The sequence below is a fragment of the Yimella sp. RIT 621 genome (assembly GCF_004146205.1).
GTDB classification, from domain to species: Bacteria; Actinomycetota; Actinomycetes; order Actinomycetales; family Dermatophilaceae; genus Yimella; species Yimella lutea.
This window is the reverse complement of record NZ_SEIP01000008.1, coordinates 156,125-181,111: the sequence shown is the minus strand read 5'-3', so window position 1 is coordinate 181,111 and position 24,987 is coordinate 156,125. Positions and strand designations below refer to the sequence as shown.

28 protein-coding genes are annotated in these 24,987 nt (G+C 67.2%); 11 read left to right on the top strand and 17 right to left on the bottom strand.

Annotated elements, in window-relative coordinates; all coding sequences use genetic code 11:
• Positions 1–17: 17 nt before the first annotated feature.
• From EU513_RS09700 to EU513_RS09675, 6 genes are all read right to left on the bottom strand, one after another.
• Positions 18–548 carry a hypothetical protein gene (locus EU513_RS09700; protein ID WP_129625682.1) on the bottom strand — a complete coding sequence of 177 codons (531 nt, stop codon included), beginning with the start codon at positions 546–548 and terminating at the stop codon, positions 18–20.
• Positions 549–583: 35 nt separating this feature from the next.
• Positions 584–2,461 (bottom strand): DNA primase, encoded by a 1,878-nt coding sequence (gene dnaG / locus EU513_RS09695; RefSeq protein ID WP_129625681.1) that lies wholly within the window; start codon positions 2,459–2,461, stop codon positions 584–586.
• Between the two features lie 97 nt (positions 2,462–2,558).
• A complete protein-coding gene (locus EU513_RS09690) occupies positions 2,559–3,788 on the bottom strand; it encodes a deoxyguanosinetriphosphate triphosphohydrolase (protein ID WP_129625680.1) in 1,230 nt (409 codons plus the stop codon).
• Positions 3,785–4,261, bottom strand: coding sequence for a hypothetical protein (locus EU513_RS09685; RefSeq protein ID WP_205744736.1), 477 nt, complete (start codon positions 4,259–4,261; stop codon positions 3,785–3,787). The genes EU513_RS09690 and EU513_RS09685 overlap by 4 nt, the downstream gene beginning before the upstream one ends.
• Positions 4,262–4,272: 11 nt before the next feature.
• A complete protein-coding gene (locus EU513_RS09680; protein WP_129625679.1) occupies positions 4,273–4,698 on the bottom strand; it encodes a DUF3806 domain-containing protein in 426 nt (141 codons plus the stop codon).
• The gene (locus EU513_RS09675) at positions 4,695–4,973 is read right to left on the bottom strand and encodes a DUF2277 domain-containing protein (RefSeq protein ID WP_129625678.1); all 279 of its coding nucleotides are present in this window, start codon (positions 4,971–4,973) and stop codon (positions 4,695–4,697) included. Before EU513_RS09675 ends, EU513_RS09680 begins: the two co-directional genes overlap by 4 nt.
• Positions 4,974–5,042: 69 nt before the next feature.
• Here EU513_RS09675 and EU513_RS09670 point away from each other — a divergent pair, with 69 nt between their 5' ends.
• Positions 5,043–5,888, top strand: coding sequence for a sulfurtransferase (locus EU513_RS09670; protein ID WP_129625677.1), 846 nt, complete (start codon positions 5,043–5,045; stop codon positions 5,886–5,888).
• Between the two features lie 3 nt (positions 5,889–5,891).
• Here the strand turns inward: EU513_RS09670 and dusB are convergent, their stop codons facing one another.
• Positions 5,892–7,094, bottom strand: a complete 1,203-nt coding sequence (gene dusB / locus EU513_RS09665; protein WP_239701658.1) for a tRNA dihydrouridine synthase DusB — start codon at positions 7,092–7,094, stop codon at positions 5,892–5,894.
• A 75-nt stretch (positions 7,095–7,169) separates the two neighbouring features.
• Here dusB and EU513_RS09660 point away from each other — a divergent pair, with 75 nt between their 5' ends.
• Genes EU513_RS09660 through EU513_RS09640 form a run of 5 tightly spaced genes read left to right on the top strand, consistent with a single transcriptional unit; the run spans position 7,170 to position 10,728 of the window.
• Complete coding sequence (locus EU513_RS09660; protein WP_239701656.1) at positions 7,170–7,493, top strand: DUF6703 family protein; 324 nt, start codon at positions 7,170–7,172, stop codon at positions 7,491–7,493.
• A gap of 32 nt (positions 7,494–7,525) precedes the next feature.
• Entirely contained in the window at positions 7,526–8,518 is a 993-nt protein-coding gene (locus EU513_RS09655; RefSeq protein ID WP_129625675.1) for a metal ABC transporter substrate-binding protein, read from the top strand.
• Positions 8,515–9,351, top strand: coding sequence for a metal ABC transporter ATP-binding protein (locus EU513_RS09650; RefSeq protein WP_129625674.1), 837 nt, complete (start codon positions 8,515–8,517; stop codon positions 9,349–9,351). Before EU513_RS09655 ends, EU513_RS09650 begins: the two co-directional genes overlap by 4 nt.
• Positions 9,344–10,348, top strand: coding sequence for a metal ABC transporter permease (locus tag EU513_RS09645; protein WP_129625673.1), 1,005 nt, complete (start codon positions 9,344–9,346; stop codon positions 10,346–10,348). Before EU513_RS09650 ends, EU513_RS09645 begins: the two co-directional genes overlap by 8 nt.
• Positions 10,348–10,728 (top strand): Fur family transcriptional regulator, encoded by a 381-nt coding sequence (locus tag EU513_RS09640; RefSeq protein WP_129625672.1) that lies wholly within the window; start codon positions 10,348–10,350, stop codon positions 10,726–10,728. Before EU513_RS09645 ends, EU513_RS09640 begins: the two co-directional genes overlap by 1 nt.
• 109 nt (positions 10,729–10,837) lie before the next feature.
• Here EU513_RS09640 and EU513_RS09635 read toward each other — a convergent pair whose 3' ends face one another.
• Positions 10,838–11,617: an isoprenyl transferase gene (locus tag EU513_RS09635; RefSeq protein WP_240796003.1), complete on the bottom strand. Its 780-nt coding sequence runs from the start codon at positions 11,615–11,617 to the stop codon at positions 10,838–10,840.
• Positions 11,614–12,372 (bottom strand): DNA repair protein RecO, encoded by a 759-nt coding sequence (recO, locus tag EU513_RS09630; protein ID WP_129625670.1) that lies wholly within the window; start codon positions 12,370–12,372, stop codon positions 11,614–11,616. The genes EU513_RS09635 and recO overlap by 4 nt, the downstream gene beginning before the upstream one ends.
• Before the next feature lie 63 nt (positions 12,373–12,435).
• On the opposite strand from recO, the gene EU513_RS09625 reads away from it, so the two are divergent.
• Both EU513_RS09625 and EU513_RS09620 read left to right on the top strand, forming a co-directional pair.
• On the top strand, positions 12,436–13,986 hold the full coding sequence (locus EU513_RS09625; protein WP_129625669.1) for an NAD(P)/FAD-dependent oxidoreductase: 1,551 nt from the start codon (positions 12,436–12,438) through the stop codon (positions 13,984–13,986).
• Between the two features lie 56 nt (positions 13,987–14,042).
• Entirely contained in the window at positions 14,043–14,684 is a 642-nt protein-coding gene (locus EU513_RS09620) for an alpha-ketoglutarate-dependent dioxygenase AlkB (protein WP_129625668.1), read from the top strand.
• Here EU513_RS09620 and EU513_RS09615 read toward each other — a convergent pair.
• The 3 genes from EU513_RS09615 to EU513_RS09605 all read right to left on the bottom strand — a co-directional run bounded on the left by EU513_RS09615 (position 14,589) and on the right by EU513_RS09605 (position 16,674).
• Complete coding sequence (locus EU513_RS09615) at positions 14,589–14,948, bottom strand: hypothetical protein (protein ID WP_129625667.1); 360 nt, start codon at positions 14,946–14,948, stop codon at positions 14,589–14,591. The genes EU513_RS09620 and EU513_RS09615 overlap by 96 nt on opposite strands.
• A complete protein-coding gene (locus tag EU513_RS09610) occupies positions 14,948–15,280 on the bottom strand; it encodes a hypothetical protein (protein WP_168990229.1) in 333 nt (110 codons plus the stop codon). The genes EU513_RS09615 and EU513_RS09610 overlap by 1 nt, the downstream gene beginning before the upstream one ends.
• A 155-nt stretch (positions 15,281–15,435) precedes the next feature.
• Entirely contained in the window at positions 15,436–16,674 is a 1,239-nt protein-coding gene (locus tag EU513_RS09605) for an aspartate aminotransferase family protein (protein ID WP_205744735.1), read from the bottom strand.
• A gap of 98 nt (positions 16,675–16,772) precedes the next feature.
• Between EU513_RS09605 and EU513_RS09600 the strand changes: the two genes are divergently transcribed.
• A complete protein-coding gene (locus EU513_RS09600) occupies positions 16,773–17,570 on the top strand; it encodes a maleylpyruvate isomerase N-terminal domain-containing protein (RefSeq protein WP_129625665.1) in 798 nt (265 codons plus the stop codon).
• Between the two features lies 1 nt (position 17,571).
• On the opposite strand, the gene leuA is transcribed toward EU513_RS09600, so the two are convergent.
• The gene (gene leuA, locus EU513_RS09595; RefSeq protein WP_129625664.1) at positions 17,572–19,317 is read right to left on the bottom strand and encodes a 2-isopropylmalate synthase; all 1,746 of its coding nucleotides are present in this window, start codon (positions 19,315–19,317) and stop codon (positions 17,572–17,574) included.
• A gap of 367 nt (positions 19,318–19,684) precedes the next feature.
• On the opposite strand from leuA, the gene EU513_RS09590 reads away from it, so the two are divergent.
• The gene (locus EU513_RS09590) at positions 19,685–20,329 is read left to right on the top strand and encodes an NAD(P)-dependent oxidoreductase (RefSeq protein WP_129625663.1); all 645 of its coding nucleotides are present in this window, start codon (positions 19,685–19,687) and stop codon (positions 20,327–20,329) included.
• 181 nt (positions 20,330–20,510) lie between these two features.
• On the top strand, positions 20,511–21,635 hold the full coding sequence (locus EU513_RS09585; protein WP_129625662.1) for a M4 family metallopeptidase: 1,125 nt from the start codon (positions 20,511–20,513) through the stop codon (positions 21,633–21,635).
• 13 nt (positions 21,636–21,648) lie between these two features.
• On the opposite strand, the gene EU513_RS09580 is transcribed toward EU513_RS09585, so the two are convergent.
• From EU513_RS09580 to EU513_RS09565, 4 genes are all read right to left on the bottom strand, one after another.
• The gene (locus EU513_RS09580; protein ID WP_129625661.1) at positions 21,649–22,386 is read right to left on the bottom strand and encodes a trans-aconitate 2-methyltransferase; all 738 of its coding nucleotides are present in this window, start codon (positions 22,384–22,386) and stop codon (positions 21,649–21,651) included.
• 7 nt (positions 22,387–22,393) lie between these two features.
• Entirely contained in the window at positions 22,394–23,305 is a 912-nt protein-coding gene (gene era / locus EU513_RS09575) for a GTPase Era (protein ID WP_129625660.1), read from the bottom strand.
• A gap of 78 nt (positions 23,306–23,383) precedes the next feature.
• Positions 23,384–23,872: an rRNA maturation RNase YbeY gene (gene ybeY, locus EU513_RS09570; protein WP_129625659.1), complete on the bottom strand. Its 489-nt coding sequence runs from the start codon at positions 23,870–23,872 to the stop codon at positions 23,384–23,386.
• Positions 23,869–24,924, bottom strand: a complete 1,056-nt coding sequence (locus EU513_RS09565) for a PhoH family protein (RefSeq protein WP_205744734.1) — start codon at positions 24,922–24,924, stop codon at positions 23,869–23,871. The genes ybeY and EU513_RS09565 overlap by 4 nt, the downstream gene beginning before the upstream one ends.
• Between the last annotated feature and the right edge of the window lie 63 nt (positions 24,925–24,987).

Genomic DNA, 24,987 nt, shown 5'->3' with positions numbered 1-24,987 from the left:
TCGAGTCAGGCACCGATTCAGCTGCGCTCCGGTGGGAGTCCTACCTGGTCGCGCAAGTGCGCGCTGACCTGCTCGACGGCCTGTGCGACGGCGGGATCGGACGGTGCGGTTCGGCGTCCGAGGACGACCTGCTCGAACAATTCCCCCGTGCGCAGATCCTTGCGAATCACCACTCGTCCGGACTGTCCCGGACCGGTCGTCGGCAAGGCCGCGGACAGCACGACGGACGCCTGCACGCGTTCGTGGAAGACCTCGGGCAGGCGGGTGTCGATGTCCTTGAAGGTGAACTGGACACCTTTGCTGCGATCGATCCAGGTGATGGTCAACGTCCAGGTGTCCGGGCTCCATTGACCGGTGTCGACGCAAGACCAGGGCTTGCGCCAAAGCACCTCCGTGTCACGGACGACCGCAAGTTCGGCGGTGCACGCCGCGACGGTGTGGCCGGTGTTGTCGTCGACGGCATACGCCAGCACCTTGTGTCCGCGCGTCAGGTCGAGCGCATCGGTCAGATCGGCGGGAGCTTTGGGGTCGCGCCCGAACATGCGCATCAGGTTCTCCTCGGTCGTTGCATGTGGTCGATGGGTCACTCGGTGGCCATGCGCGCGTGTGCGGCCTGCAACTGCAGCAGGCGCGCTGACAACTGCCGGGCCATCTCGGCGTCGCCGGAGTGTTGACGTAGTTGAGCCATCACGTCGTCGATCCGGCGCCGCATCGCCGCATCGCGCACGCGGGCGATCAGCGAAGCGGCAAACCGCGGTTCGGGCAGCCCGGTGTTGCGGTCGATGCGGGTGGGCAGTTCGGTGACCGAGAGTCGCGCCACGTAGCCGCCGATCTCCTCGGGGGCGGCGGCTCGCACCGCATCACTCCACGCCCGCAGCGACTTCGTCGACGGGTCGCCGACCTGCATCACCGCTTCGAAGATCTTGCCGTGCGCCGGCGCGAGGAAGTCGTCGACGGACAGTTCCATCAGCTGCGGGCCGGGCACCGCCGACGGGAACTGGAGCATGCACGAGAGCAACTGCATCTCCGCGACAACGAGCGGGTTCCTGAAGTCGGGCAACGCGATGCCCGGCGTCTCCTGCTCGGGCTCGGGCTCGGGTTTACGGGCCGGACGTTCGTCGACCTTGATCGCGGAGGCCTTGTGCACCTCGAGTTCGAGCTGGTCGAGCGGCACACCGATCCATCCGGCGACCTCTCGGGTGTACGCCGGACGCATAGCGGAGTCGCGAATTCCCTTGATGATCGGGGCAACTGCACGCATTCCGCGGACGCGGCCCTCGACGCTGCCGAGGTCGAACCGGTCGAGCGTCGTGCGCACCGCGAACTCGAACATGGGGATCGCCGACTCGATCAGCGACTCCACTCCCGGCGTGCCTTCGGCCAGTCGAAGCTCACACGGGTCCATGCCGTCGGGGGCGACGGACACGTACGACTGCGCAGCCCACTGCTGGTCCATGTCGAAGGCCTTCATCGCCGCCTTCTGCCCGGCGGCATCGCCGTCGAAAGTGAACACCACACGTCCGGGCGCCTGTCCCGCTTCGTCGCGGATCAGCCGGCGGATCGACTTGATGTGGTCGGTACCGAACGCGGTGCCGCAGGTGGCCACGGCATGCGGCACCCCGGCAAGGTGACAGGCCATCACGTCGGTGTAGCCCTCGACGATCACGGCTCGACGGTCCGACGAGATCGACTTCTTGGCCAGGTCGAGACCGTAGAGGACGTGGGTCTTCTTGTAGATCGGCGTCTCGGAGGTGTTGAGGTATTTGGCCTCGATGCGGTCGTCGTCGAAGATCCGTCGCGCGCCGAACCCGATCGTGTCCCCGGTGATGTCGCGGATCGGCCAGACCAGGCGTCCGCGGAACCGGTCGTACAAGCCCCGTCGACCCTGCCCGACCAGCCCGGCAGTGACGATCTCCTCAGCGGTGAAACCCTTGCGGCGCAGGAGATCTGCGAGCGCCTCGCCGCTTCGCGGTGCGTAGCCGACCCCAAACGGTTTGCACTGCGCGCTGTTGAAGTCGCGGGCGCGTAGGAAGTCGCGGGCGGTTCGTGCCTCGCCCGACGAGATGAGCGACTCCTGGTAGAACTCGTCCGCAACCCGGTGCGCCTCGAGCAGCCGGGTCCGTCGGCCGATGGATTCCGGACGTGGCCCGACGCCCTGCTCGTAGTGCAGTTCGACGCTGTATTTCGCGGCCAGCCGCTCGACGGTCTCGGCGAAGGTGAGGTGCTCGACCTCCATCACGAAGTTGATGACGTCGCCGCCCTTGCCGCAGCCGAAGCAGTTGTAAGCGCCGACGGCCGGCCGGACGTAGAACGACGGGGTCTTCTCGTCGTGGAACGGGCACAGGCCCTTCAGCGAGCCGGGACCGGAACGGCGCAGCGTGACGTGTTCGCCGACGACCTCGTCGATCGCCGCCTTCTCCTTGACGAGAGCGATGTCGTCTTCCTTGATCAAGCCCGCCATCGTTCACCACCTCTCGTCGTTCGCTCGCGACTTCGAAGTCTATGTCGCTGCCTGCCTGCGCTCGACCGCCCACCGCAGGGCCCGAGCAACAGGTGAATCAGAGTTGGGTGCGTGCCAGCAGCCGAGCCCGCAGGTCGGTCATCGACGCCACCTGGTCGACGATCACCCGCAGGCGGGCGCCATCGTCCGTCGCCAGGTCGTACTCCTCGGCGAACAGCGGATCCAGCAGGTCGGGGCGGGCGCTCAGCAGATCGACCAGTCCGGTCAGTTCATCGCGCTGTCGAGCCATCAGTTCATTGCGCTCGTCGGTGAACATCACGAACCGCGCAGCGGTCGCCTTGAGCAGGACGCACTCCGCGACCACGTTGTCGGGCACCACTAGATCGGCGTCGTATCGCAGCAGCCTGCCTTCGCCGTGGCGGTCGGTGGTGGCTCGCACTGCCTCGCGCACGAACCATCCGATGAGCCTGCTGGTCATGTCCTTCAACGAGGCGACGGCGGCCCGGCCGCTGCCTCGCTCCGCGGGCACCGCGCCGCTACCGAGCAATGCCGTTGCCGCACTTTCGATCTCGGCGACCGACAGGTGTGGTGCGTACAACCGCTGCGCCAAGTGGGCAAGCTCGTTGACCTCGGTCGCCGACCCCAGCACTCGCAGGTCGATGAGGCCCGAGGTGACGCCGTCCTCGACGTCGTGCACCGAGTAGGCGACGTCGTCCGCCCAGTCCATGACCTGCGCTTCGAGACAGCGAGCCTTCGACGGGGCATCGGCTCGCACCCAGCCGAAGATCTCCCGGTCGTCGGCATAGCAGCCGAACTTGCGGGTCTGCGCCGGCCCGTCGCCGCGCGTCCACGGGTACTTCGAGGCCGCGTCCAGGCTGGCGCGGGTGAGGTTGAGGCCCACCGAGCGTCCCTGCGGGGTCGAGCGTTTCGCCTCGATACGGGTCAACAACCGAAAGGTCTGCGCATTGCCCTCGAAGCCACCGATGTCGGACGCGATCGCATCCAGTGCGGTCTCACCGTTGTGGCCGTACGGCGGGTGACCGAGGTCGTGGGCCAGACATGCGGTGTCGACGACGTCCGCGTTGCAGCCGAGCGCGGAGGCGATCTCGCGTCCGATCTGCGCGACCTCGAGCGAATGGGTTAACCGGTTGCGAATGAAGTCGTCCGAATCCGGCTGTAGCACTTGTGTTTTGGCAGCCAACCGACGCAAGGAGGCCGAATGCAGGATCCGGGCCCGGTCGCGCGCGAAATCGTCGCGGTCGGCGCTCTTCTGCGCAGGATCCTCCCCGACGAAGCGTTCGCGATCCTGGGGCGAGTACCCACTCATCGGCCTCTCCTGCCGGCGAAGACGCGCAGGGGCGAGCGCATGCTGTGTTCGGTGTAGCCGCCGATCGCCAGACCCGCGCCGCGCTCGAACCGGTTGCGTGACCAGTGATCGCCGGTGAGCAGCTTCGACCACGCGCACGCCGCGAGGTACAGCGGGATGAACGGCAGGCCGCCGCACCGCTGGTACTGGAACGAGTGCCACTCCTCATGGCGCAGCAACCATTCGCGGTGCTCGAGGATCTCCGGCCACTCCTGGCGGGTGATCGCGACGCTACCCACGGTGAACGCGCCCGCGGCAGGGAATCCGAAGCGGTACCGGTCGGCGAGCCACATCCCGCGCGGCCCCCGAGTGATCCGACACCGGCCGATCCGGGCGACGAGGAGCCCGAAGGCAGTGGATCCGTTCCGCTTGTTCGCGCGGTTCTTCGCATCAATGCGACCCTGCTCGAACTCCTGCACGAAGGGGTCCGACATCAACGGATGGGTCACTGCTGCGCCTGGAACATCTGCGGGACGACGTCGATGAACTGCACCAACCACCCGCGTTGCTGGGCTGCCCAGTTGTCGGCGATCGGGTCGACCGGGAACAGGATGGATGCCTCGTCCGCGCTCACCAACGCCAGGTCACGGCCCTGGTCGTCGGTGACGATGCGCCAGTCGGCATCGGTGGTGCGGCGCAGGTGCTCGCCGAGTGCCATCCCGATCGCGGTGAGCGTCGCAGTGGGGTCGGTACGAGCATCCTCGTCGGTCGCGAGCACCTCGTCGAAGTACTTCTCGTACGCGGCCTCGATGCTGTCGGCCGACTCGACGTCGATCCCGAGACGCGCGGCGTCACCGAGCCAACCGCGCAGCACGATGCGGGACTGGGTGTCGAGTTGTTCGATCGTCGGGGCGGGCGAATCGGCGGTCATGAGGCGGTGGCGCCGTACCTCGCCTGCGCGCGGGCGCGAGCCTTGGCAGCTTCGACCTCACGGTCCTTGGGCGGCGCGGTCGTCACCAGGGCGTCCAGCAGGTGCCGGCTGGCGTGTGCGATCTGTTCCACCGCTTCGTCGAACGCTGCCTGGTTGGCGGCGGACGGCTTGGTGGTGCCGGCGATCTTGCGCACGTACTGCAGTGCAGCAGCCTGCACCTCGTCGTCGGTCGCCGGCGGCTCGAAGTTGTTCAGCGGACGGATGTTGCGGCACATGTGCCCAGGTTCCCATACCACCCGATGGTGCGAGCCCGGTCGAGCCCGCCTGCGCTCTACGCTCGTGTCATGAACCGCAGGAACCGCCCGCTCGTCAGCGTCGAACGCCTGAAGCAGGTCATGGACGAAGGATCCCTGGATCCGGTGCTGCTCGACGTCCGTTGGCAGTTGAACGCGCCGTCGCAGCGCGCGGCGTACGACGAGGCGCATCTGCCCGGCGCGCAGTGGATCGAGTTCGAGGAAGTGCTCAGTGGTGAGCCCGGCGACGACGGCCGCCACCCGATGCCCGATCACGAAACCTTCGAACGGGCGATGCGCGCGGCCGGCGTGACCGACGACCGTCCGGTCATTGCCTACGACCAGGCGAATTCGCTTGCCGCAAGCCGCGCCTGGTGGCTGCTTCAACACTTCGGCCACACCGACGTATACGTGCTGGACGGCGGTTTCGAGGCGTGGGTCGCAGCCGGTCATCCGGTGACCTCGCAGGTCGACCCGGTGGTGCCCGGCGAGTTCGTCGCCACCCCGGGCTGCACGCCGGTCCTCGACGCGGACGAGGCGGCCGACCTGGCCTACCGTTCGGTGCTGCTGGACGCTCGTCCGGCCGACCGGTTCCGCGGTGAGAACGAGACGATCGACCCGGTCGCCGGCCACATCCCGGGTGCTGTGTCGATGCCCGCGTTGGCCAACGTGGGTCACGACGGACGCTTCCTGCCCCCGGACGATCTGGCCATGCGCTTCACGGCGGCCGGGGTGCGACCCGACAGCGAGGTCGGCGTCTACTGCGGGTCCGGCGTGCAGGCGTCCCACCTGGCGCTGGCGCTGCAGGCGAGTGGTATCAATCCCCGCACCGGCGTCTACGTGGGGTCGTGGTCGCACTGGATCACCGACCCGGACCGTCCGGTCGAGACGGACTGATCCTCAGCCGCCGCTGGCGTCGATCTCGGCGGCCGCGATCGTAGCGCGCTGTTGCGGCGAGAGTTCCTGGCTGTCGAGCCAGCCGTCCGGCAGGATCACGCGCCGCTCGGACCCGGCGCGTCCACGCTGGCCCTCTGCGGCCTCGCCCGGCCACGGCTGGTCGAGGTCCATGGTTGCGATGAGGTCGTCCAGCGCGGCCAGACTGTCGACGAGCGCCAGGCTGCTGCGGATGTGCGAACCGGCCCGGAATCCCTTGAGGTACCAGGCGATGTGCTTGCGGATGTCGCGGCACGCCTTCTGCTCGGACTCGTAGAACTCGACGAGGTACTCGGTGTGCAGGCGCAGCGTCTGCGCGACCTCGCGCATGGTGGGCTCCACCCGGTGCGACGAACCGGAGAATGCGGCGGCGAGATCGGTGAACAGCCACGGCCGGCCCAGGCACCCGCGGCCGACGACGACTCCGTCGCAGCCGGTCTCGGCAACCATCCGGACCGCGTCCTCGGCCGACCAGATGTCGCCGTTGCCGAGGACAGGGACCGAGGTGACCGTCTTCTTGAGTGTTCGGATCGCCGACCAGTCGGCGGTGCCGGAGTAGGCCTGTGCGGCCGTGCGCGCGTGCAGGGCAACCGCGGCGGCACCCTCGCCTTCGGCGATCCGTCCGGCTTCGAGGTAGGTGAGGTGGTCGTCGTCGATGCCCTTGCGCATCTTGACCGTCACCGGAATGTCGGCCTTGGCGGCTTCACGAACGGCGTTGCTGACGATGCCGCGGAACAGTTCGGTCTTCCACGGCAGCGCTGAGCCACCGCCCTTGCGGGTGACCTTGGGCACCGGGCAACCGAAGTTGAGATCGATGTGGTCGCAGCGGTCCTCCTCGACGAGCATCCTTACCGCAGCTGCCGTCGTGGCCGGGTCAACGCTGTACAGCTGGATCGAGCGTGGCGACTCGTCCGGGTCGTGCTCGATCAATCGCATCGTGATCGGGGTTCGCTCGACCAGTGCGCGGGAGGTGATCATCTCGCTGACGTACAGGCTGCTCGCACCACTGGCACCCGCCGCGTCCGAGCCGGCATTGCCGTATTGACGGCACAGGCGACGGAACGCGCGGTTGGTGATGCCGGCCATCGGGGCGAGCACCACCGGCGTCTCGATGCGCTGGTTGCCGATCTGCAGGGCAGGCAGCACGGGAGCGGGAACGGTCGTAGTCATGGCGTCCACCATCGTCTCAGGCCGGTGCAAATCGGCGGGTTCGTCGCACGGACAGGTCGCCGTTAGGCTCGTCGGGTGCAGGATCAGACCCCTTCCGTTTCCGTGTCGCCGTTGCGCGCGAAGATCGAACACCGCAGCAACCCGATGGTCGAGACGCTCAGCCGGACGCCGCGAGCGCTGCCGATCGTGCTGTTCGCCGTTCTGGTCGCCGCGGGCGTGCTGTTGCGGGGAGCGCTCGGCGGGATCCTCCTGGTGGTCGCGGCCGCATTCGTCGGTTGGCTGGCCTATCTCGTCTGGCCGCGGTTGTCGCTGCCCGAACGGGTGATGCGGTGCGCCGTGCTGCTCCTGGTCGCTGCGCTGGCCGTCGTCTGCTTCGCCGCCGAAGGCCTGCTGATTTGACAACGATTCTCAACTGATTGAGAATCGTTCTCATGCTTCGTCTCGCCGTCCCACTCGTCGCCGCCGCTCTCGCCACGTCCCTCGCCGCCTGCGGTTCCGACTCGAGCACTGCGGACGGCGCCGCGAAGAAGGACGGCGCGACACTGAACGTGGTGACGACGTTCTACCCGTTGCAGCATGCGGCCGAACGGGTCGGCGGCTCCACGGTGTCGGTGACCAATCTGACCAAGCCGGGCGCCGACGCGCACGACCTGGAACTGAAGCCGAAGGACGCCGCGTCCATCCAGCAGTCGTCGCTGCTGATCTACCTCAAGGGCTTCCAGCCGTCCGTCGACGCGAGCGCGTCCTCGGCGCCCGAGTCGTTCGACGTGTCGTCGACGGCGAACCTGTCCCTGCACGCGGACGACGTGACGAAGGTCGGCGTCGATGCTCATGACCACGGTGACGAACACGGTGACGAACAGGGTGACGAACAGGGTGATCACGAGGGCCACGACCACGGCATCTACGACCCGCACTTCTGGCTCGACCCGGTGCGGTACGCGTCCGTGGTGGCTGCGATCGGTGAGCGCTTCTCGAAGCAGGACCCGAAGAACGCGTCCCGATACCGTTCGTCCGCAGCGACTTTCGTCAAGGAGCTCACGTCGCTCGACGGGTCGTTCTCCTCGACGCTGGCGACCTGCACCAGTCGCGAGTTGGTGACCGCACACACGGCGTTCGGCTACCTCGCCGATCGTTACAAGCTGCACCAGGTCGGGGTCACGGCGATCTCACCTGAGCAGGAGCCGACCCCCGGACGCCTGAAGGCAGTCGCCGATTACGTCCGCAAGCACAAGGTCACCACGATCTACACCGAGGTGTTGACGTCGCCGGCCGTCGCTGAAACCGTCGCCAAGCAGACCGGGGCGAAGGTCGCACTGCTCGACCCGCTGGAAGGACTCACCGACAAGTCCCCCGCCAAGGACTATGTCTCGGTGATGAAGGCCAACCTTCAGGCGCTGAAGAAGGGACAATCGTGCCGATGAGTCCCTCAGCGCTACGACTGAACGATGCGGCCTTCGGATACGGGGGCCGCGTCGTCGTCGACGGACTGACCTTCGACGTGCCGACCGGACAGGTGATGGCAGTCGTCGGGCCGAACGGATCCGGGAAGTCCACCTTCGTCAAGGGCCTGCTCGGCCTGGCCGACCAACTCGGTGGTGACGCCGCCGTTTTCGGTGATCCGCCGCGCACCCGCGAGGTGCGACGCCGTATCGGTTACGTCCCACAGCGGCACACCCTGTCTGCGTCCGTACGCGCCACGGTCCGCGAGATCGTCGAGACCGGGCGCCTCGCGCACCGGCCCTGGTACCGACCGGCCGGCGCCGACGACCGGGCCGCCGTGGACGCAGCACTCGCTCAGGTCGGGCTGGGCGATCGGGTCGACGCCGAGGTGTCCGACCTGTCCGGCGGACAGCAACGCCGGGTACTCATCGCCCGTGCGCTGGCGGGGCGCCCGGACCTGCTGATCATGGACGAACCCACGGCGGGCGTCGACACCGCCAGCCAGACCGTGCTCGCGGAGGTGCTGCACCGGCTCGCCGACGAGGGCACCACCATGTTGATCGTCACCCATGAACTGGTCGCACTGCGCGGCATCGTCGACCGGATCGTCGAGATCGCCCAAGGCGGACTGGCCTTCGACGGGACTCCCGTGGAGTGGGCGGAGCAGGAGCGCGGACGCATCCTGGCGACCGCGTCCCACGACGGTCACTGCGGCCCCGGCGATCCCGAGCGGTCCACGTACGCAGTCGGCCCGTGGGACGGCATCACTCCCCCGCCCGCAGTGTCACGCCGCGTAGGAGGCCGTCGTGCTTGAGATGTTCGAACTCGACTTCATGCGCCAGGCGTTCATCGCTGCTGTGCTCGTCGGTGCCGCGGCGCCCGCCGTGGGTGTCTTTCTGGTGCAACGACGGCTGTCGTTGATCGGGGACGGACTCGGTCACGTCGCACTGGCCGGCGTCGCGATCGGCGTGCTCACCGGCGCCGCGCCGACCTGGACCGCGCTGGTCGCGGCGATACTTGCTGCCTGCGTGATCGAGGCAATTCGCTTGCGCGGCAACACGAATGCGGACGTCGCTCTCGCCGTGATGTTCTACGGCGGCATCGCGCTCGGTGTCGTGCTGCTGGCAAAGGCGCCGGCCGACCAGGGTGCATCGATGACGACGTACCTGTTCGGTTCGATCCTGACCACGCAGGCGGACGAGCTCTGGCAGTTCGCGGTGTTGGCCGTGATCGCGCTCGGTGCCACGACCGTCCTGCGCAAGCGGTTGTTCGCGGTGGCGAACGACGAGGAGTTCGCCCGGGCGGTCGGCCTGCCGGTCATGCGGACCAACCTGTTGCTGTCGGTGCTCACGTCGGTGACCGTCGTGTTGTCGATGCGCGTGATCGGTCTGTTGCTGATCAGTGCACTGATGATTCTGCCCAACGCCACCGGCCAGTTGCTCGGCCGAAGCTTCCGGGCGTCCACCACCTGGGCTGTCGTCGTCGGGGTGCTGTGCGGCGCTGTAGGAGTCGCGGCGTCGTACCAACTCGACACCCCGTCCGGGGGCACCGTCGTCCTCACCGCCGTCCTGATCTTCATCGTGGTGTCGCTCGTCGCCGCGGCGCGCCGAGCGATCATCCTGCGCCGTGCGCGCGCCGGCACGCACCCACACCGGCACTACGACGGCTGCGGACATGACGCAGTGCTGCACGCCGACCATGTCGATTACCTCCACGACGGGCACCACCACGCTGCGCACGACGACCACTGGGATGAACACGCGCCGACGCGTGAGACGTCCGGCAGAACCACCAACGAGGAGCACGTCTGATGAGCCGCAAACCGACCCGCCAGCAGACCGCCGTCGCCGAGCAACTCGCCTCCCGCGGCGACTTCGTATCGGCGCAGCAGTTGCATGCCGCGCTCACCGCCAGCGGCGCATCGGTCGGTCTCGCGACGGTGTACCGGACACTGCAGACGATGGCCGGCGACGGCACCGTCGACGCGCTGATCACCCCCGAGGGCGAGACCATCTACCGGCGGTGCGAGACCACCGGCCACCACCACCACCTGGTCTGCCGCCAGTGCGGCCGCACCGTCGAGGTGGAGGGCCCCGCCGTCGAGCAGTGGGCCGACCGGGTCAGCTCCGAGAACGGTTTCCGCGACGTCGAGCACACCCTCGAGATCTTCGGGGTCTGCGCCGAGCACTGAGCCTTTCTGTTTACAGCGAGGTCATGCAGGGCGCGCGCTGCCAGCATGTGTGTCATACGGAGCGCGCTACATTCGAAGCGCTCTGCATGACACTCTCGCTTGGACCAGGTCAGTTGGACGCAGCATCGACGGCGCCACCGAAGCGGCGGTCACGGTCGGCGTAAATCTGCACCGCTCGCCAGAGGTCCTGGCGGGTGAAGTCGGGCCACAGCGTGTCGAGGAAGACCATCTCGGCGTACGCCGACTGCCACAGCAGGAAGTTGCTGGTGCGCTGCTCGCCGGACGAGCGGACGAAGAGGTCGACGTCGGGCATGTCGGGCCAGGTGAGGTTGCGGGCGATCATCTTCTCGTCGATGGACGAGGGCTTGATCCGTCCCGCCTTCACCTGCTCGGCGATGCGCTGACAGGCCTGCGCGATCTCCGCGCGTCCGCCGTAGTTGACGCACATCTGCAGCGTCATGCCGGTGTTGTTCGCGGTGAGTTCCTCGGCACGCTTGAGTTCCTTGAGCACCGACAGCCACAATCGCGGACGCTGCCCGGACCACCGGCAGCGCACGTTCCACGAGTGCAGCAGGTCGACCCTGCGGCGGATGACGTCGCGGTTGAAGCCCATCAGGAAACGCACCTCGTCCGGCGATCGCCGCCAGTTCTCGGTGGAGAACATGTACGCCGACAGGTTCGGAATGCCGAGTTCGATACACCCGGCGATCACGTCGATGAGTTGCGCCTCGCCGGCCTCGTGCCCCTTGGTGCGCGGCAGTCCCCGCTGATTGGCCCAGCGCCCGTTGCCGTCCATGACCATTGCGACGTGCTGCGGGACGAGTTCGGCCGGGATCTTCGGCGGGTCGATCCCGTCGAGGTGCAGCGGCGGGACGTCCGGGACGGTCACTGGCGAACTCCTTCGGGTAGCACGGTCGGGGTGCGATCGACCAGCCGCAACGATCTCACGCCGCGCTCGAGGTGCCATTGCACGTACGCCGCGACCAGACCGGTCGCCTCGTTGCGCACCTCGGGTGCGCTGGCGTCGGCGACGTCCCAATCGGCTGCCAGCAGCGCACCGAGCAGCAGGAAGGTGTCCGGACGCGGGGCGCCGGATCCCGGGGTACGGCACGAGGAGCACACCGCTCCCCCACTGGCGAGATTGAACGCACGGTGCGGCCCGGGGTCGCCGCAGCCGGCGCACCGGTCGAAGGTCGGCGCCCAGCCGGCGATCGCAACGGCCCGCAAGAGGTAGCTGTCGAGCACAAGCCCGGACTCGTGGGCCGAACTCGCCAGTGCCGCAAGGCCGCCCGCCAGCAGGTTGAACTGCTGAATCTGCTGCTCACCGTCCTCGCACAACCGCTCGGCCGTCTCCAACATCGCGGCAGCGGCGGTGTATGCACCGTAGTCCTGCGCGATGTGATGGCCGTACGCCGCGACCAGTTCGGCCTGTGTCACGGTGTCCAGATTGCGTCCTTCGTAGCACTGCACCTGGACGATCATCGCCGGCTCGAGCCGCGACCCGAACTTCGACTTCGTGCGGCGAATCCCCTTCGCCACCGCACGCACCTTGCCGCGTCCGCGGGTCAACAGCGTGACGATCCGATCGTGCTCGCCCAGCTTGTGGGTGCGCAGCACGATCGCGACGTCGTTGTAGGTGGGCATGGTGTCGTCCATTGTCCCCCAACCCGAGCAGCCGACACCGCACCGACACCTAGGATCGGGCACATGCACAACACCACGTCGCACGACGTCGTCATCGTCGGTGGAGGGCACAACGGCCTCACTGCCGCGGCCTACCTCGCGAAGGCAGGCAAGTCGGTCCTGCTGCTGGAGCGGCAGTCCGATCTCGGCGGCGCGACTGTCTCGGCGGACGCGTTCGACGGCATGGGTGCTCGGCTGTCGCGGTACTCCTACCTGGTCAGTATGATGCCACGCCGGATCATCGACGATCTCGGCCTGAATCTGCGACTGGCCCGCCGCCGCTACTCCTCCTACACACCCGTACCCGGTGCCGCCCGCGGGCTGCTCGTCGACAACGGCGACGCGGACGCGACCAAGGCATCCTTCGACGCGATCGGCGCCGCCGAGGACTTCGAGCGGTGGAATGAGTTCTACGGCCGCACAACGGAACTCGCCCGGAAGTTGTGGCCGACGATGACCGAACCGCTGATGCGCCGGTCGCAGATGGAACAGCTGGTCGGGGACCCGACGTCGGTGCGGGACTTCATCGATCGTCCGCTCGGCGAGGTCATCGAGAACACTTTCACCGACGACCTGGTACGCGGGGTCGCGCTGACCGACGGTCTGATCTCCACGTACGCGTCCGCGCACCAGGCAGACCTGCGCCACAACATCTGCTTCCTTTACCACGTGGTCGGTGGCGGCACCGGCGACTGGGACGTGCCCATCGGCGGAATGGGCCAGTTGGCAACGCAATTGGCCGAGGTTGCACGCGCCGCAGGCGCGACGTTGACGACGGACGCAACGGTCACGGGCGTCGGGCACGGCGCCGTCAGCTGGACCGACGCCGCCGGGGACGAACACCGTGCCACCGCAGGGACCGTCCTCTGGGCTGCCGCACCCGCCGTCCTCGATGACCTGGTCGGGGCCCGCGGCGACCGGGTCGAGGGTGCGCAGGTGAAGGTGAATCTGCTGCTGTCCCGGCTGCCGCGGCTGAAGGAGACGGACGTTGCACCGCAGGCGGCGTTCGGCGGCACCTTCCACATCAACGAGCTGTATTCACAGCTCGAATCCGCCTACAGCACAGCAGAATCCGGATCGATTCCCGACCCGATACCCGCGGAGATCTACTGTCACTCGATCACCGATCCGAGCATCCTGTCCCCCGAGCTGCAGGCGTCCGGGGCCCAGACACTCACGGTCTTCACGCTCCAGACGCCCGACCGCCTACTGGACGACGCGGACGCCGACGTGCGGGACGACCTGCAGCGTCGGGTGCTCGATTCGCTCAGCTCGGTACTCGCCGAGCCGATCGACGACGTCGTCATGCGCGATCGGGGCGGCAACCTCTGCATCGAGACGAAGACCACGCGCGATCTGCAGGACGTACTCGCGATGCCGGGCGGCAACATCTTCCATGCACCGCTGACCTGGCCATGGGCCGAGGACGACGCCTGCCTCGAGACTGCTGCGCAGCGCTGGGGAGTCGCGACGGCGTACGACGGCATCCTGCTGGCCGGCGCCGGTTCGCAGCGCGGTGGTGGAGTCAGCGGACTCGGCGGCTACGCGGCTGCGATGGCGGTGCTCGGACGCTGATCAACGTTCGTACATATGTTCTAGACATCGGCGGTCCGATCGCCTAGCGTCGGACTATGTCCTACGCACTTCAGGGTTCGCTGCTCGACCAGGAGGAGCAGATCGGGCTGCGCAGCCTGGGTGTCGCCGTCCGACGTACTCCTTTGACTCGCGGAGCATGGGTCGACCTGCGTCCGGGCTGGCTCACCGGGGCCGACGAGTTGTTCAGCAGGCTGATGCCGGGTGGCAGCGGCGGCGTCGACTGGCGCGGCGAACGACGGATGATGTACGACCGCGAGGTGGCCACTCCCCGCCTGTTGCGGTTCTATTCCGAAGCCGAGAACTGGCCGGATCCCGTCCTGCAGCAAGCTCGTTCGGCACTCTCGTCGCACTATGCCGACGAGCTCGGAGAGCCTTTCACCACCGCGGGCATGTGCCTGTACCGCGACGGACGCGACTCGGTGGCGTGGCACGGGGACCGGGAGGGACGCGCATCTACACAGGACACGATGGTTGCGATCGTCTCCGTCGGTTCACCGAGAGCGTTGTTGATGCGACCCGCCGGCGGCGGCGAGTCGGTGCGCTTCGTCCTCGGCCACGGTGATCTCGTCGTGATGGGTGGTTCACATCAGCGCACCTGGGAACACGCCATTCCGAAAACCAGCAAGCCGGTCGGCCCGCGCATCAGCATCCAGTTCCGGCCACACGGAATCCGCTGAGGCTCGCGCCTTTCGCGACCGCAATCCCGTCACGGCCAAGACGACGATGAACAACGCGATCGCCGCCGAGACCCATCCCAGCTGGTTGTAGCCCATCCGATCGACGATGACACCGGTGACCCCCCGCCTGCCGGAGATGTCCTCGGCCAGCAGCGCACCGACCGCCATGCCGGCGGCCATGCCGACACCGCCGAGCACCTGCGCACCCATCAGAGTGCGGACGATGCGCGGTTGGATGTCGGCGTGCGCCGCGGTGGTCGTCATCAAGCGAGCAGCGCGGCGATCACGATCACCAGGATCACCAGCACCGCGAACCCGAGTGCACCGAACATGCAACCCTTGCCCTTCGCCTTCTGCGGCTCGTGGCCGATGCTCCCGGTGGTGAACTGGTGCAACGGTCCACGGTAGAACACCGGAACCTGTTGCCCCGGAACCATGTTCAGCGGCATTTCGGCCTGCCCGTAGCGACGCAGCCATTGGCAGTAGATCGATAGGTGGTGCTGGCCGGGCGGGAGCGGGAAGGTGAAGGACCCGTAACCCGACGGCACCTGCCGCCCGTCGATCAGCACGACCGGCGGCACCATGTTCGAGGTCATCGCGCTGCCCTGAACGGTCAGGTGCAGGTATCCCGGGGGCGGTCCCTGATACGGGCTTTGCTGCGGCGGATGCTGCCCCTGCTGAGGCCCGGGGCCACCCCAGCCGGGCGGAGGCGGACCGGTAGGGCCCGGAGAGTGCCCGGGCGGCTGTCCGCTCACAGCGCGACGTCCAGCGCCTGTCGGGTGACCTGGGCCAGCTGGTTCACCTGCTCGTCGGTCATCACGAACGCCGGCGAGTACTGGACGCCGCCCGCACCGACGGCACGCGTGGCGACACCGAGTTCACGCATCTTGGCCACCACCGGGGCGGCCTTGGCGATGTCGTGCAGTTGAACTGCAGCGACGGCGGCCGTCCCGCAACGCACCTCGGCGACCGCCTCGTGCTGCTCGAGCGGCTTCAAGGCTGCGGCCAGCGAACCCTCGAGGCGAGCGGCCTCGTCCAGCAGGCCCTCGGCCTCGATGAGGTCGAGGTTGGCGTTCGCGACGGCGGCCGCGACTGCGTGCCCGGAGTAGGTGTATCCGTGGCGCAGCCAGCGTCCGGCGCCCTGTTCGAAGAACGGCTCGGCGATCTTCGGTGCGACGAACACGGCACCCATCGGGATGTAACCGGACGTCAGGCCCTTCGCCGTGGTGACGAAGTCGGGTTCGAGGCCGAACTTCGCCGAAGCGAACCACGCGCCGCCGATGCGTCCGAACCCGGTGACGACCTCGTCTGCGACGAACAGGATGTCGTGCTCGGTGCAGATCTTGCGGACCGCCATGAGGTAGTCCTCGGGCGGCGGATACACGCCGCCGGCACCCATCACCGGTTCGGCGAAGAACGCCGCGATGTTCTCGGGGCCGATGCGCTCGATCGTCGCACGCAGGTCCTCGGCGTCATCCCAGGCGACGTGCGCCTGGTCGTCGACAAGGACGCCGTAGCCTTCCGTGTTGCCCTGGATGCCACCCAATGACGTTCCGGCGTAATGCATTCCGTGGTACGCCTTGGAGCGGCCGATGATGTACCGCTTGCTCTCACGGCCCATCTCGAACCAGTAGCGGCGCGCGATCTTGGCCGCGGTCTCCACCGAGTCGGAGCCTCCGGAGGTGAGGAAGATCTTGGATCCGGGCACCGGCGCTATCCCGGCCAGGCGTTCGGCGAGCTCGATCACCGGAGGGTTCGCGTAGTCGCCGAAGGTGCTGTACGCGGCGAGGGTCTCCGCCTGCTTGGCTGCGGCGGCGGCCAACTCCTTGCGTCCGTGTCCCACGTTGGCGAACCACAGGCCCGCCGTCGCGTCGAGATACTCCTTGCCGGTGTCGTCCCAGACGTGCACACCCTCACCACGCGCGATGACGAATTCGCCGTTCTGCTCGACGACTCCCATGTCCGAGAACGGATGCCACAAAGCGCCCACGGCGCACCTCCTGTTGCTGTCTTCCTGGCTTCTGTTTCACCCTAGCCGCGGCCATATCACCCGGCCCGGGCCGTCCCACCAGGCACTACGGTCGACGCATGAGTCTCGACTTCCGCGCCCAACTTGAGCATCAATCGCAGCTGTTCCGCACGGCGATCGAAGCGTCCGAGCCGAGTGCGCGAGTGCCCACCTGCCCGGACTGGAACGCCGATGATCTGTTGGCGCACCTGACCGAGGTGCAGTGGTTCTGGTCGACGGTCCTCGCCACGCCGGTCCGTCACGCGTCGCAACTTGCAGAGATCGAGCGTCCCGAGCGAGCCGACGGCCGGGATGCGTTGTTGTCCGCGTTCGACGACGCCCACGCGAAGCTCTGCGATGCGCTCGGTTCGACGGACGTCGGTGCCGCTCGTTGGATGTGGACGCGTGACCCCGGTCTGCATACCGCCGGTTACATCGCGCGCCGTCAGGCACACGAAGCGCTCATCCACCGCGTTGACGCCGAACTGACCATTGCACAACCGATCTCGCACATCGACCCGGTGCTGGCGGCCGATGGAGTCGACGAGATCCTTCGCGTCATGCTCGGCGGTCACCCCGAGTGGACGACGTTCGCCGCGCAGGACGGCATCGTCCGATTCGAAGCCGTCGACACCGGTGACAACTGGACCGTGCATCTGGGCAGGCTCGCCGGGACGCATCCTGAGTCGGGTGAAACCGTGGACGAGACGAGCATGCTGCCGATCGACTCGGGTGAGCCGATCGCCACCATCAGCGGTCGCGCCTGGGAGCTCGACCTGTGGCTGTGGAACCGCGGCGATTTCGACATGCTGGAGCGCTCCGGCGACACCGTCGCACTCCAGCACGTCGTCGACGCGCTTGCTGAGGGTCTGAACTGAATCAGCCTGCGACAGTGTCGCGTTCGGCGCGGTTGACGGCCGACAGGATCGCGGTCAGCGATGCCTTGACGATCGATCCGTGCACGCCGACGCCCCACAGGACGCGCTCACCGATCGCGACCTCCACGTACGACGCGGCCTTCGCGTCGCCACCGGCCGACATCGCGTGCTCGGCATAGTCGAGCACGCGCAGGTCGATACCGACGGTCGACAACGCGTCCACGAACGCGGCGATCGGTCCGTTGCCCCAACCCTCGATCATGATCTCCTCGCCGCGGTCGAGCAGCTGGGCCTTGATGTGGTCGCGCCCCTCTGAACCCGACTCGATCGTGTGCCCGATCGGACGGAAGCGTCCCCAGCCGTCGGAGCTCGGATCGAGCGAGGGCAGGTACTCGTCGCTGAACAGTTGGTACAGCTGGGCCGGGCTGACCTCGCCGCCCTCACTGTCGGTGCGCTTCTGCACCACGCCGCTGAACTCGATCTGCAGACGCTTGGGCATGTCCAGGCCGTACTCCGACTTCAGGATGTACGCCGAGCCACCCTTGCCGGACTGCGAGTTCACCCGGACGACGGCCTCGTAGCTGCGGCCGATGTCGTGCGGGTCGATCGGCAGGTAGGGCACGCCCCAGACCAGTTCGTCGAGCTGCTTGCCGGACTCGGAGACCTGGCGGTCCATGTCCTCGAAGCCCTTCTTGATCGCGTCCTGGTGGGAGCCGGAGAACGCGGTGTAGACCAGGTCGCCGCCCCACGGGTGACGCTCGGGCACCTTCAACTGATTGCAGTGCTCGACGGTGCGGCGGATCTCGTCCATGTCGGAGAAGTCGATCTCGGGGTCGACGCCCTGGCTGTAGAGGTTCATGCCGAGGGTGACCAGGCAGACGTTGCCGGTGCGTTCGCCGTTGCCGAACAGGCAGCCTTCGATGCGGTCGGCACCGGCGAGGTAGCCCAACTCGGCTGCGGCGACGCCTTCACCACGGTCGTTGTGCGGGTGCAAGGAGACGACGATGGACTCGCGGCGCTCGAGGTGGCGGATCATCCACTCGATCGAGTCGGCGTAGACGTTCGGCGTGGCCATCTCGACGGTGGCCGGCAGGTTGATGATCATCTTGTGGTCCGGCGTCGGGTCGATGACGTCGACGACCTCGTTACAGACCCGGACGGCGAACTCCAGCTCCGTGCCGGTGTACGACTCGGGCGAGTACTCGTAGAAGACCTTCGTCTCCGGGATGGTCTCCTCCAGCTTCTTGCACAGCCGCGCGCCTTGCAGGGCGATGTCGACGATGCCGTCCTGGTCGAGACCGAAGACGACCCGGCGCTGCAGCACCGAGGTGGAGTTGTAGAAGTGCACGATCGCCGTCTTGGCGCCCTTGATGGCGTCGAAGGTGCGCTCGACGAGGTGGTCACGGCACTGGGTCAGCACCTGGATGGTGACGTCGTCGGGGATGTGGCCGCCCTCGATGAGCTCGCGGCAGAAGTCGTAGTCGGTCTGGCTGGCCGACGGGAAGCCGACCTCGATCTCCTTGTAGCCCATGCGAACCAGCAGCTTGAACATGCGCATCTTGCGCTCGGAGTTCATCGGGTCGATGAGTGCCTGGTTGCCGTCACGCAGATCGACGGCGCACCAGCGCGGCGCCTTGGTGATCAGCTTGTCGGGCCAGGTGCGGTCGGGCAGTTCGACCTTTATCTGCTGGTCGAAGGGAACGTACTTCGCGGCGGGCATTCCGGACGGCTGCTGCGGGAAGATCATTTGTCTCTCACTTGGGGTAGGAGCGGGGCTCGGCCCGGGCATCACAACCTCCGCGGCGAGGAAGGCCGATTACGAGGCCTCGCCGCGGCAGCCAAGCAGGAGGCTCATCCGCACGTGAGCAGTTTAGCCCCGGGCATTCGGGCGCGTCCTGCCCGATGGGCCGGGTGTCCGCGATACGGACGGCTGCAGGAAGGACCCGGGTCCCGCAGGGCACGGCAGGCGTTCAGCCGGCCTTCTGTCACCGTCGGCCTCCTCGACCAGTCGAGGCCGCGCGGATCGCGTCTCCCTGGGAATAATTGACCTGCGCAACCGAGTTGTCCAGGCAGGTTTCGGTTGTCGGGACCACACGGCTGAAGGGAACACGCACATGGCACGCATCACCGTCCTCGGAGGGACCGGCTACGGCGGCAGCGCCGTCGTCCGCGAGGCCGCGCGCCGCGGACACCAAGTGCTTTCGCTCAGCCGCACCGCACCCGACTCCCCGACGCCCGGGGTCACCTACGTGACCGGTTCGGTACTGGACGCCGACGTGCTCGAGCGCGCCGTGGTCGGCGCCGACGTCGTGTTCGAGGCCCTCTCCCCTCGCGGCGACATGGCCGGTCAGGTCGAGGGCGTCTTCGACGCACTGGTCACCCTCGCCCGTCAGCACAGCGTCCGGCTCGGCGTCCTTGGTGGCGCCTCGTCCCTGCTCGTCTCTGAAGGAGGGGCGCGGCTCATCGACGTGACACCGATGCCCCCCGAGGCGCGCCCCGAAGTTGAGCTCGGCATCCACAAGCTCGAGACCCTGCAGCAGTCCGCCGACGACCTGGACTGGTTCTACGTCAGCCCGGCCGCCGAGTTCGGTGCGTGGGAGCCCAGCACCGAGACCGGGCAGTACCGGATCGCCGACGACGTCCTCCTGCGCGGCCCAGACGGCACGTCGCAGATCTCGGCCGCCGACCTCGCCCTGGCCGTTCTCGACGAGATCGACAGCCCCGCCCATCAACGGCGCCGCTTCCACGTCGCCCACTGAGTAGCCCATTCACCCGGTATCGACGTCGTCGAACGGCTACCGCCGGCGTCGCTGAACGGTGGAAGCAAGTCGCGACCGGCCGCCTGCATGATCGACTTTGCCGTTTGAATACGAAGTCTTTGCCAGTTCTGGAAACTGTTCCCTGACCCCAAGGGCGCCTGATCGGACGCACGATGAAGGCATGAGCACTTCGCCGGCCCTGTGCACGATCGTCCCGCCGCACATCCTGCGCGCCCTCGCGCAGTCGTCCGACGAACGGGTGGCACGCGCGGCAGAGCGCACATTGCGGATTCGGGTGACCATCACCGGAATGCGGGAGGCGAGGGCCAACCGTCCCCGCCCTGGTCAGCCGCGTGCAGGCGGGTTGATTCCGCCCGACCTGCAGGCGCGGGTGGAGGAGACGTCGATCAGGCGTCCGGTAAGCCTTACGGCTGCTCCGAAGCGTTCGGTGCACGACGCGGAGCAGGGCACGACACTTCCAGGAACACTCGTGCGCGGCGAAGGCGACGGTCCGTCGTCCGACGAGTCGGTCAACGAGGCGTACGACGGACTGGGTGCCACCTGGTCGTTGCTGCACGATGAGTTCAGTCGCGATTCGCTCGACGACGAGGGACTCCCGTTGATCGCGACCGTGCACTACGACCGCAACTTCGACAACGCGTATTGGGACGGCGAGCAGATGGTGTTCGGCGACGGTGACGGGGTCTACTTCAGCTCGTTCACCGACAGCATCGACGTCATCGGTCACGAACTCGCGCACGGCCTCACCCAGTACACCGCCGGCCTGGTCTATGTCGGCCAGTCCGGAGCGCTCAACGAGTCGGTCTCCGACGTCATGGGCTCGATGGTCAAGCAACGTGGGCGCAATCAGACCGCGGCGCAGGCTGATTGGCTGATCGGTGAGGGACTGTTCACCGACAAGGTGCAGGGCATCGCGTTGCGATCGATGAAGGCACCGGGCACCGCGTACGACGACCCTAAGCTGGGCAAGGACCCGCAACCAGCGTCCATGGACGACTACCAGGACCTGCCGCACGACGACTCCGGCGACAACGGCGGCGTGCACATCAACTCCGGCATCCCCAACCACGCGTTCTACCGTGCCGCCGTGGCGCTCGACGGCAACAGCTGGGAGACGGTGGGGCCGGTCTGGTACGACGCGCTCACCGCCGGCAGGTTGCCCAAGGACGCCGACTTCGTGGCATTCGCCCAGGCGACAGTCAAGGCGGCATCGGCCAGGTACGGCGACGGGTCCGCGCAGGAACAGGCCGTCGATCAGGCCTGGCGAGACGTGAAGGTGTTCTGAGCGCTGCGGCGGCTCAGCGCTTGATGTCCGGCAGGCGCCGGATCGCGAAGTAGCGGTCGTTGATCTCCTCGATGCCGAACTTCCCGATCGGGATTTCGTCCAGCACCATGTCCTCGTCCAGTCCCCAGGCCGCGAGCTTGGTGGTTTCCTCCCGCACCTTCTGACCGTCACGCAGGACGACGAAGGTGTTGGTGATCTCCATCCGGTTGTCGCGTCCGGGTTGCGCCTCGAACCAGCGCTGGTACTCGTTGCGGCCCATCATCGCGGTGCTGAGGAGTTTGCGCTCGACCGACTGCTCCGGCACACCGCCGTACGACCGGCTCATCAGGATGGGTGCGCCGGGCACGAGCACATCGGCCATGCGCTGCCAGAAGCGGTCGCGGGCGCGCCCACCAAGGAAGTAGATCACGTTGAACAACAACGCTCCACCACATTGCTCGGGCAACCAGGTGGAACCGATCGTCTCGTGCAGAACCGTTGTGCGCGAACGAATTTCGGAACGTTCTGCAATGCGGGACATCAGGATCGCTCGCATCATCGGGTCGGGTTCCACCGACAGGATCTCGGCATCCGGGTACTGCTCACCGAGGGTCAGGGTGGTCAGGCCGCTTCCCGAACCGATGTCGATCATCGGGAACTGCGGCATGAACGCCGCCTTCTCCCAGGGGATGTCGCGGACGTAGTCCTTGTCGTCGATCGGCAACCGCAGGGTGTCGCCGAACTCGGCCCACGCGAGGTTCTCGTCGGTCATGGCGTACTCAGAATCCCAACTTCGACAACTGGTTCGGGTCGGTCTGCCAGTCCTTGGCGACCTTCACGTGCAGGTCGAGGAACACCCGCTGGCCGAGCAGCTTCTCGATGGCCTCGCGAGAATTGGTGCCCACCTCACGCAGGCGCGAGCCACCACGTCCGATGATGATCGCCTTCTGCGAGGGACGTTCGACGAAGACGTTGACGCGGATGTCCATCAGCGGCTTGCCTTCCGGACGGTCCTCGCGTGGAGTCATCTCCTCGACGACGACGGCCAGGCTGTGCGGCAACTCCTCCCGCACACCTTCGAGGGCGGCTTCACGCACGAGCTCGGCGATCATCACCATCTCGGGCTCGTCGGTCAGCACGTCGTCCGGGTACAGCTTCGGCGAGTTCGGCAGGTAGGACGTCAGCAGTTCCGCGACCGTGTCGACCTGGGTGCCGTCGACCGCGGAACAGGGCACGATCTCGTCCCAGTCGCCGAGTTTGTCCATCGCGAGCAGGTGCTCGGTGATCCGGTCGCGCGGTACCTTGTCGATCTTCGTGGCGATCGCGATCACCGGCTTGCGGCGTCCACGGCGCAACTCGGCAAGTTCGTTGGCGATGAACTGGTCACCCGGGCCGATCTTCTGGTCGGCCGGCAGGCAGAAGCCGATGACGTCGACGTCCATCAGCGTCTCACGGACGACGTCGTTGAGCCGCTGACCCAGCAGCGTGCGCGGCTTGTGCAGACCGGGGGTGTCGACCAGCACCAATTGCGAGTCATCGGTGTTGTGGATACCGCGGATCGTGTGCCGCGTGGTCTGCGGCTTGCTCGAGGTGATCGCGACCTTCTGGCCGACCAGGGCGTTCGTCAACGTCGACTTGCCTGCGTTCGGTCGACCGACCAAGCAGGCGAACCCTGCCTTGAACTCACTCATTCCGAACTCATTTCCAACCGATTGCGTGCTGCTCGCGTCCGTCCGGGGCGCAGTCGAAGTATGTCCGACGCTGCCGCGTCAGTCTCCCGACGGTGGGGTGATGCTCGTCGCGGCCGGCCTGCGGGCCAGGAAGGTCAGCAGCAACGTGCGCTGCAGGTCGAACATCTCCTTGCGCTCGTCCGGCTCGGCGTGGTCGAACCCGAGCAGGTGCAGGATGCCGTGCACGGTCAGCAGCAGCATCTCCTCGGCAGGTGTATGACCGGCCTCCTCGGCCTGCTTCGCCGCAACCGTGGGGCACAGCACGAGGTCGCCGAGGATGCCTTCCTCGGGATCGACCCCGTCCCGGCCGGGACGCAGCTCGTCCATGGGGAAACTCATCACGTCCGTCGGACCGGGCAGGTCCATCCACTTCACGTGCAGCACCTCCATCGCGTCCTCGTCGATGACGGTGATGGCCAGTTCGGCCTCGGGGTGCACGCGCATCTCCTGCAGCACCCACCCCGCGCACTCGCGCAGTTCCTCGAGGTCGACCTCGACGTCGGTCTCGTTGGCGACGTCGATGCTCACGCCTTCTTCCCCGCTGCTCCAGCACGACGCGGACCCTGCCCGTCACGCTTGTCAGGGGTGCGGCGGTGGGCATCGAAGCGGTCGTACGCCTCGACGATCTCGCTCACAAGGCGGTGACGGACGACGTCCTGCGCGGTGAGGTGGGCGAAGTGGACGTCGTCGACCCCCTTGAGGATGTCCTGGACGACCCGCAGCCCGGAGGTGGTGCCGCCGGGCAGGTCGACCTGGGTGACGTCACCGGTGACGACCATCTTGGAGCCGAAACCGAGGCGGGTGAGGAACATCTTCATCTGCTCGGCGGAGGTGTTCTGGGCCTCGTCCAGGATGATGAACGCTCCGTTGAGCGTGCGGCCACGCATGTAGGCCAGCGGTGCGACCTCCACCGTGCCGGACGCCATGAGCCGCGGTATCGAGTCGGGGTCGACCATGTCGTGCAGTGCGTCGTACAGCGGACGCAGATAGGGGTCGATCTTCTCGTTGAGCGACCCGGGCAGGAAGCCAAGACGCTCGCCGGCCTCGACCGCCGGACGGGTCAGGATGATCCGGTCGACCTCCTTGGCCTGCAGGGCGGCCACCGCTTTCGCCATCGCGAGGTAGGTCTTACCGGTGCCGGCCGGGCCGATGCCGAACACGATCGTGTTCTCGTCGATCGCGTCGACGTACTCCTTCTGCCCCAGCGTCTTCGGGCGGACGGTGCGGCCGCGACTGCTGACGATGTTCATCGTGAGCACGTCGGCCGGGCGCTCGCGGGTCTTGCGGCGCAGCATGCCGATCGAGCGTTCCACGGCGTCACGATTGAGCGGGTGACCGGCGTCGACGATCGCGATGAGTTCGTCGAGCAGATCCTCGACCAGAGCCATGTCGCCGGGATCGCCCTGCAGCTGGATTCCATTGCCGCGGACCGCGATCACCAGCTTCGGGAACGCGCGCTCGATGGTGGTGAGCAACTCGTCGTTCGGCCCGAGCAACTGCACCATCGGCACATCCGGTGGTACTTCGACGGCGTGGGTCGCCTGGACGGTGTGCGGGGTGCTGTTGGTCGAATCTGTCATCGTGCGTCCCAGTCTACGTGCGGGTCCGATGGGTCTCATCCGAAATTCACGCCGGCTTCGAGT

Excerpts from the sequence above, each read along its gene's own strand:
- EU513_RS09700 (WP_129625682.1), bottom strand. The coding sequence starts at position 548 with ATGCGCATGTTCGGGCGCGACCCCAAAGCTCCCGCCGATCTGACCGAT.
- dnaG (WP_129625681.1), bottom strand. The coding sequence starts at position 2,461 with ATGGCGGGCTTGATCAAGGAAGACGACATCGCTCTCGTCAAGGAGAAG.
- EU513_RS09690 (WP_129625680.1), bottom strand. The coding sequence starts at position 3,788 with ATGAGTGGGTACTCGCCCCAGGATCGCGAACGCTTCGTCGGGGAGGAT.
- EU513_RS09685 (WP_205744736.1), bottom strand. The coding sequence starts at position 4,261 with ATGTCGGACCCCTTCGTGCAGGAGTTCGAGCAGGGTCGCATTGATGCG.
- EU513_RS09680 (WP_129625679.1), bottom strand. The coding sequence starts at position 4,698 with ATGACCGCCGATTCGCCCGCCCCGACGATCGAACAACTCGACACCCAG.
- EU513_RS09675 (WP_129625678.1), bottom strand. The coding sequence starts at position 4,973 with ATGTGCCGCAACATCCGTCCGCTGAACAACTTCGAGCCGCCGGCGACC.
- EU513_RS09670 (WP_129625677.1), top strand. The coding sequence starts at position 5,043 with ATGAACCGCAGGAACCGCCCGCTCGTCAGCGTCGAACGCCTGAAGCAG.
- dusB (WP_239701658.1), bottom strand. The coding sequence starts at position 7,094 with ATGACTACGACCGTTCCCGCTCCCGTGCTGCCTGCCCTGCAGATCGGC.
- EU513_RS09655 (WP_129625675.1), top strand. The coding sequence starts at position 7,526 with ATGCTTCGTCTCGCCGTCCCACTCGTCGCCGCCGCTCTCGCCACGTCC.
- EU513_RS09650 (WP_129625674.1), top strand. The coding sequence starts at position 8,515 with ATGAGTCCCTCAGCGCTACGACTGAACGATGCGGCCTTCGGATACGGG.
- EU513_RS09640 (WP_129625672.1), top strand. The coding sequence starts at position 10,348 with ATGAGCCGCAAACCGACCCGCCAGCAGACCGCCGTCGCCGAGCAACTC.
- recO (WP_129625670.1), bottom strand. The coding sequence starts at position 12,372 with ATGCCCACCTACAACGACGTCGCGATCGTGCTGCGCACCCACAAGCTG.
- EU513_RS09625 (WP_129625669.1), top strand. The coding sequence starts at position 12,436 with ATGCACAACACCACGTCGCACGACGTCGTCATCGTCGGTGGAGGGCAC.
- EU513_RS09620 (WP_129625668.1), top strand. The coding sequence starts at position 14,043 with ATGTCCTACGCACTTCAGGGTTCGCTGCTCGACCAGGAGGAGCAGATC.
- EU513_RS09615 (WP_129625667.1), bottom strand. The coding sequence starts at position 14,948 with ATGACGACCACCGCGGCGCACGCCGACATCCAACCGCGCATCGTCCGC.
- EU513_RS09610 (WP_168990229.1), bottom strand. The coding sequence starts at position 15,280 with ATGACCTCGAACATGGTGCCGCCGGTCGTGCTGATCGACGGGCGGCAG.
- EU513_RS09600 (WP_129625665.1), top strand. The coding sequence starts at position 16,773 with ATGAGTCTCGACTTCCGCGCCCAACTTGAGCATCAATCGCAGCTGTTC.
- leuA (WP_129625664.1), bottom strand. The coding sequence starts at position 19,317 with ATGATCTTCCCGCAGCAGCCGTCCGGAATGCCCGCCGCGAAGTACGTT.
- EU513_RS09590 (WP_129625663.1), top strand. The coding sequence starts at position 19,685 with ATGGCACGCATCACCGTCCTCGGAGGGACCGGCTACGGCGGCAGCGCC.
- EU513_RS09585 (WP_129625662.1), top strand. The coding sequence starts at position 20,511 with ATGAGCACTTCGCCGGCCCTGTGCACGATCGTCCCGCCGCACATCCTG.
- EU513_RS09580 (WP_129625661.1), bottom strand. The coding sequence starts at position 22,386 with ATGACCGACGAGAACCTCGCGTGGGCCGAGTTCGGCGACACCCTGCGG.
- era (WP_129625660.1), bottom strand. The coding sequence starts at position 23,305 with ATGAGTGAGTTCAAGGCAGGGTTCGCCTGCTTGGTCGGTCGACCGAAC.
- EU513_RS09565 (WP_205744734.1), bottom strand. The coding sequence starts at position 24,924 with ATGACAGATTCGACCAACAGCACCCCGCACACCGTCCAGGCGACCCAC.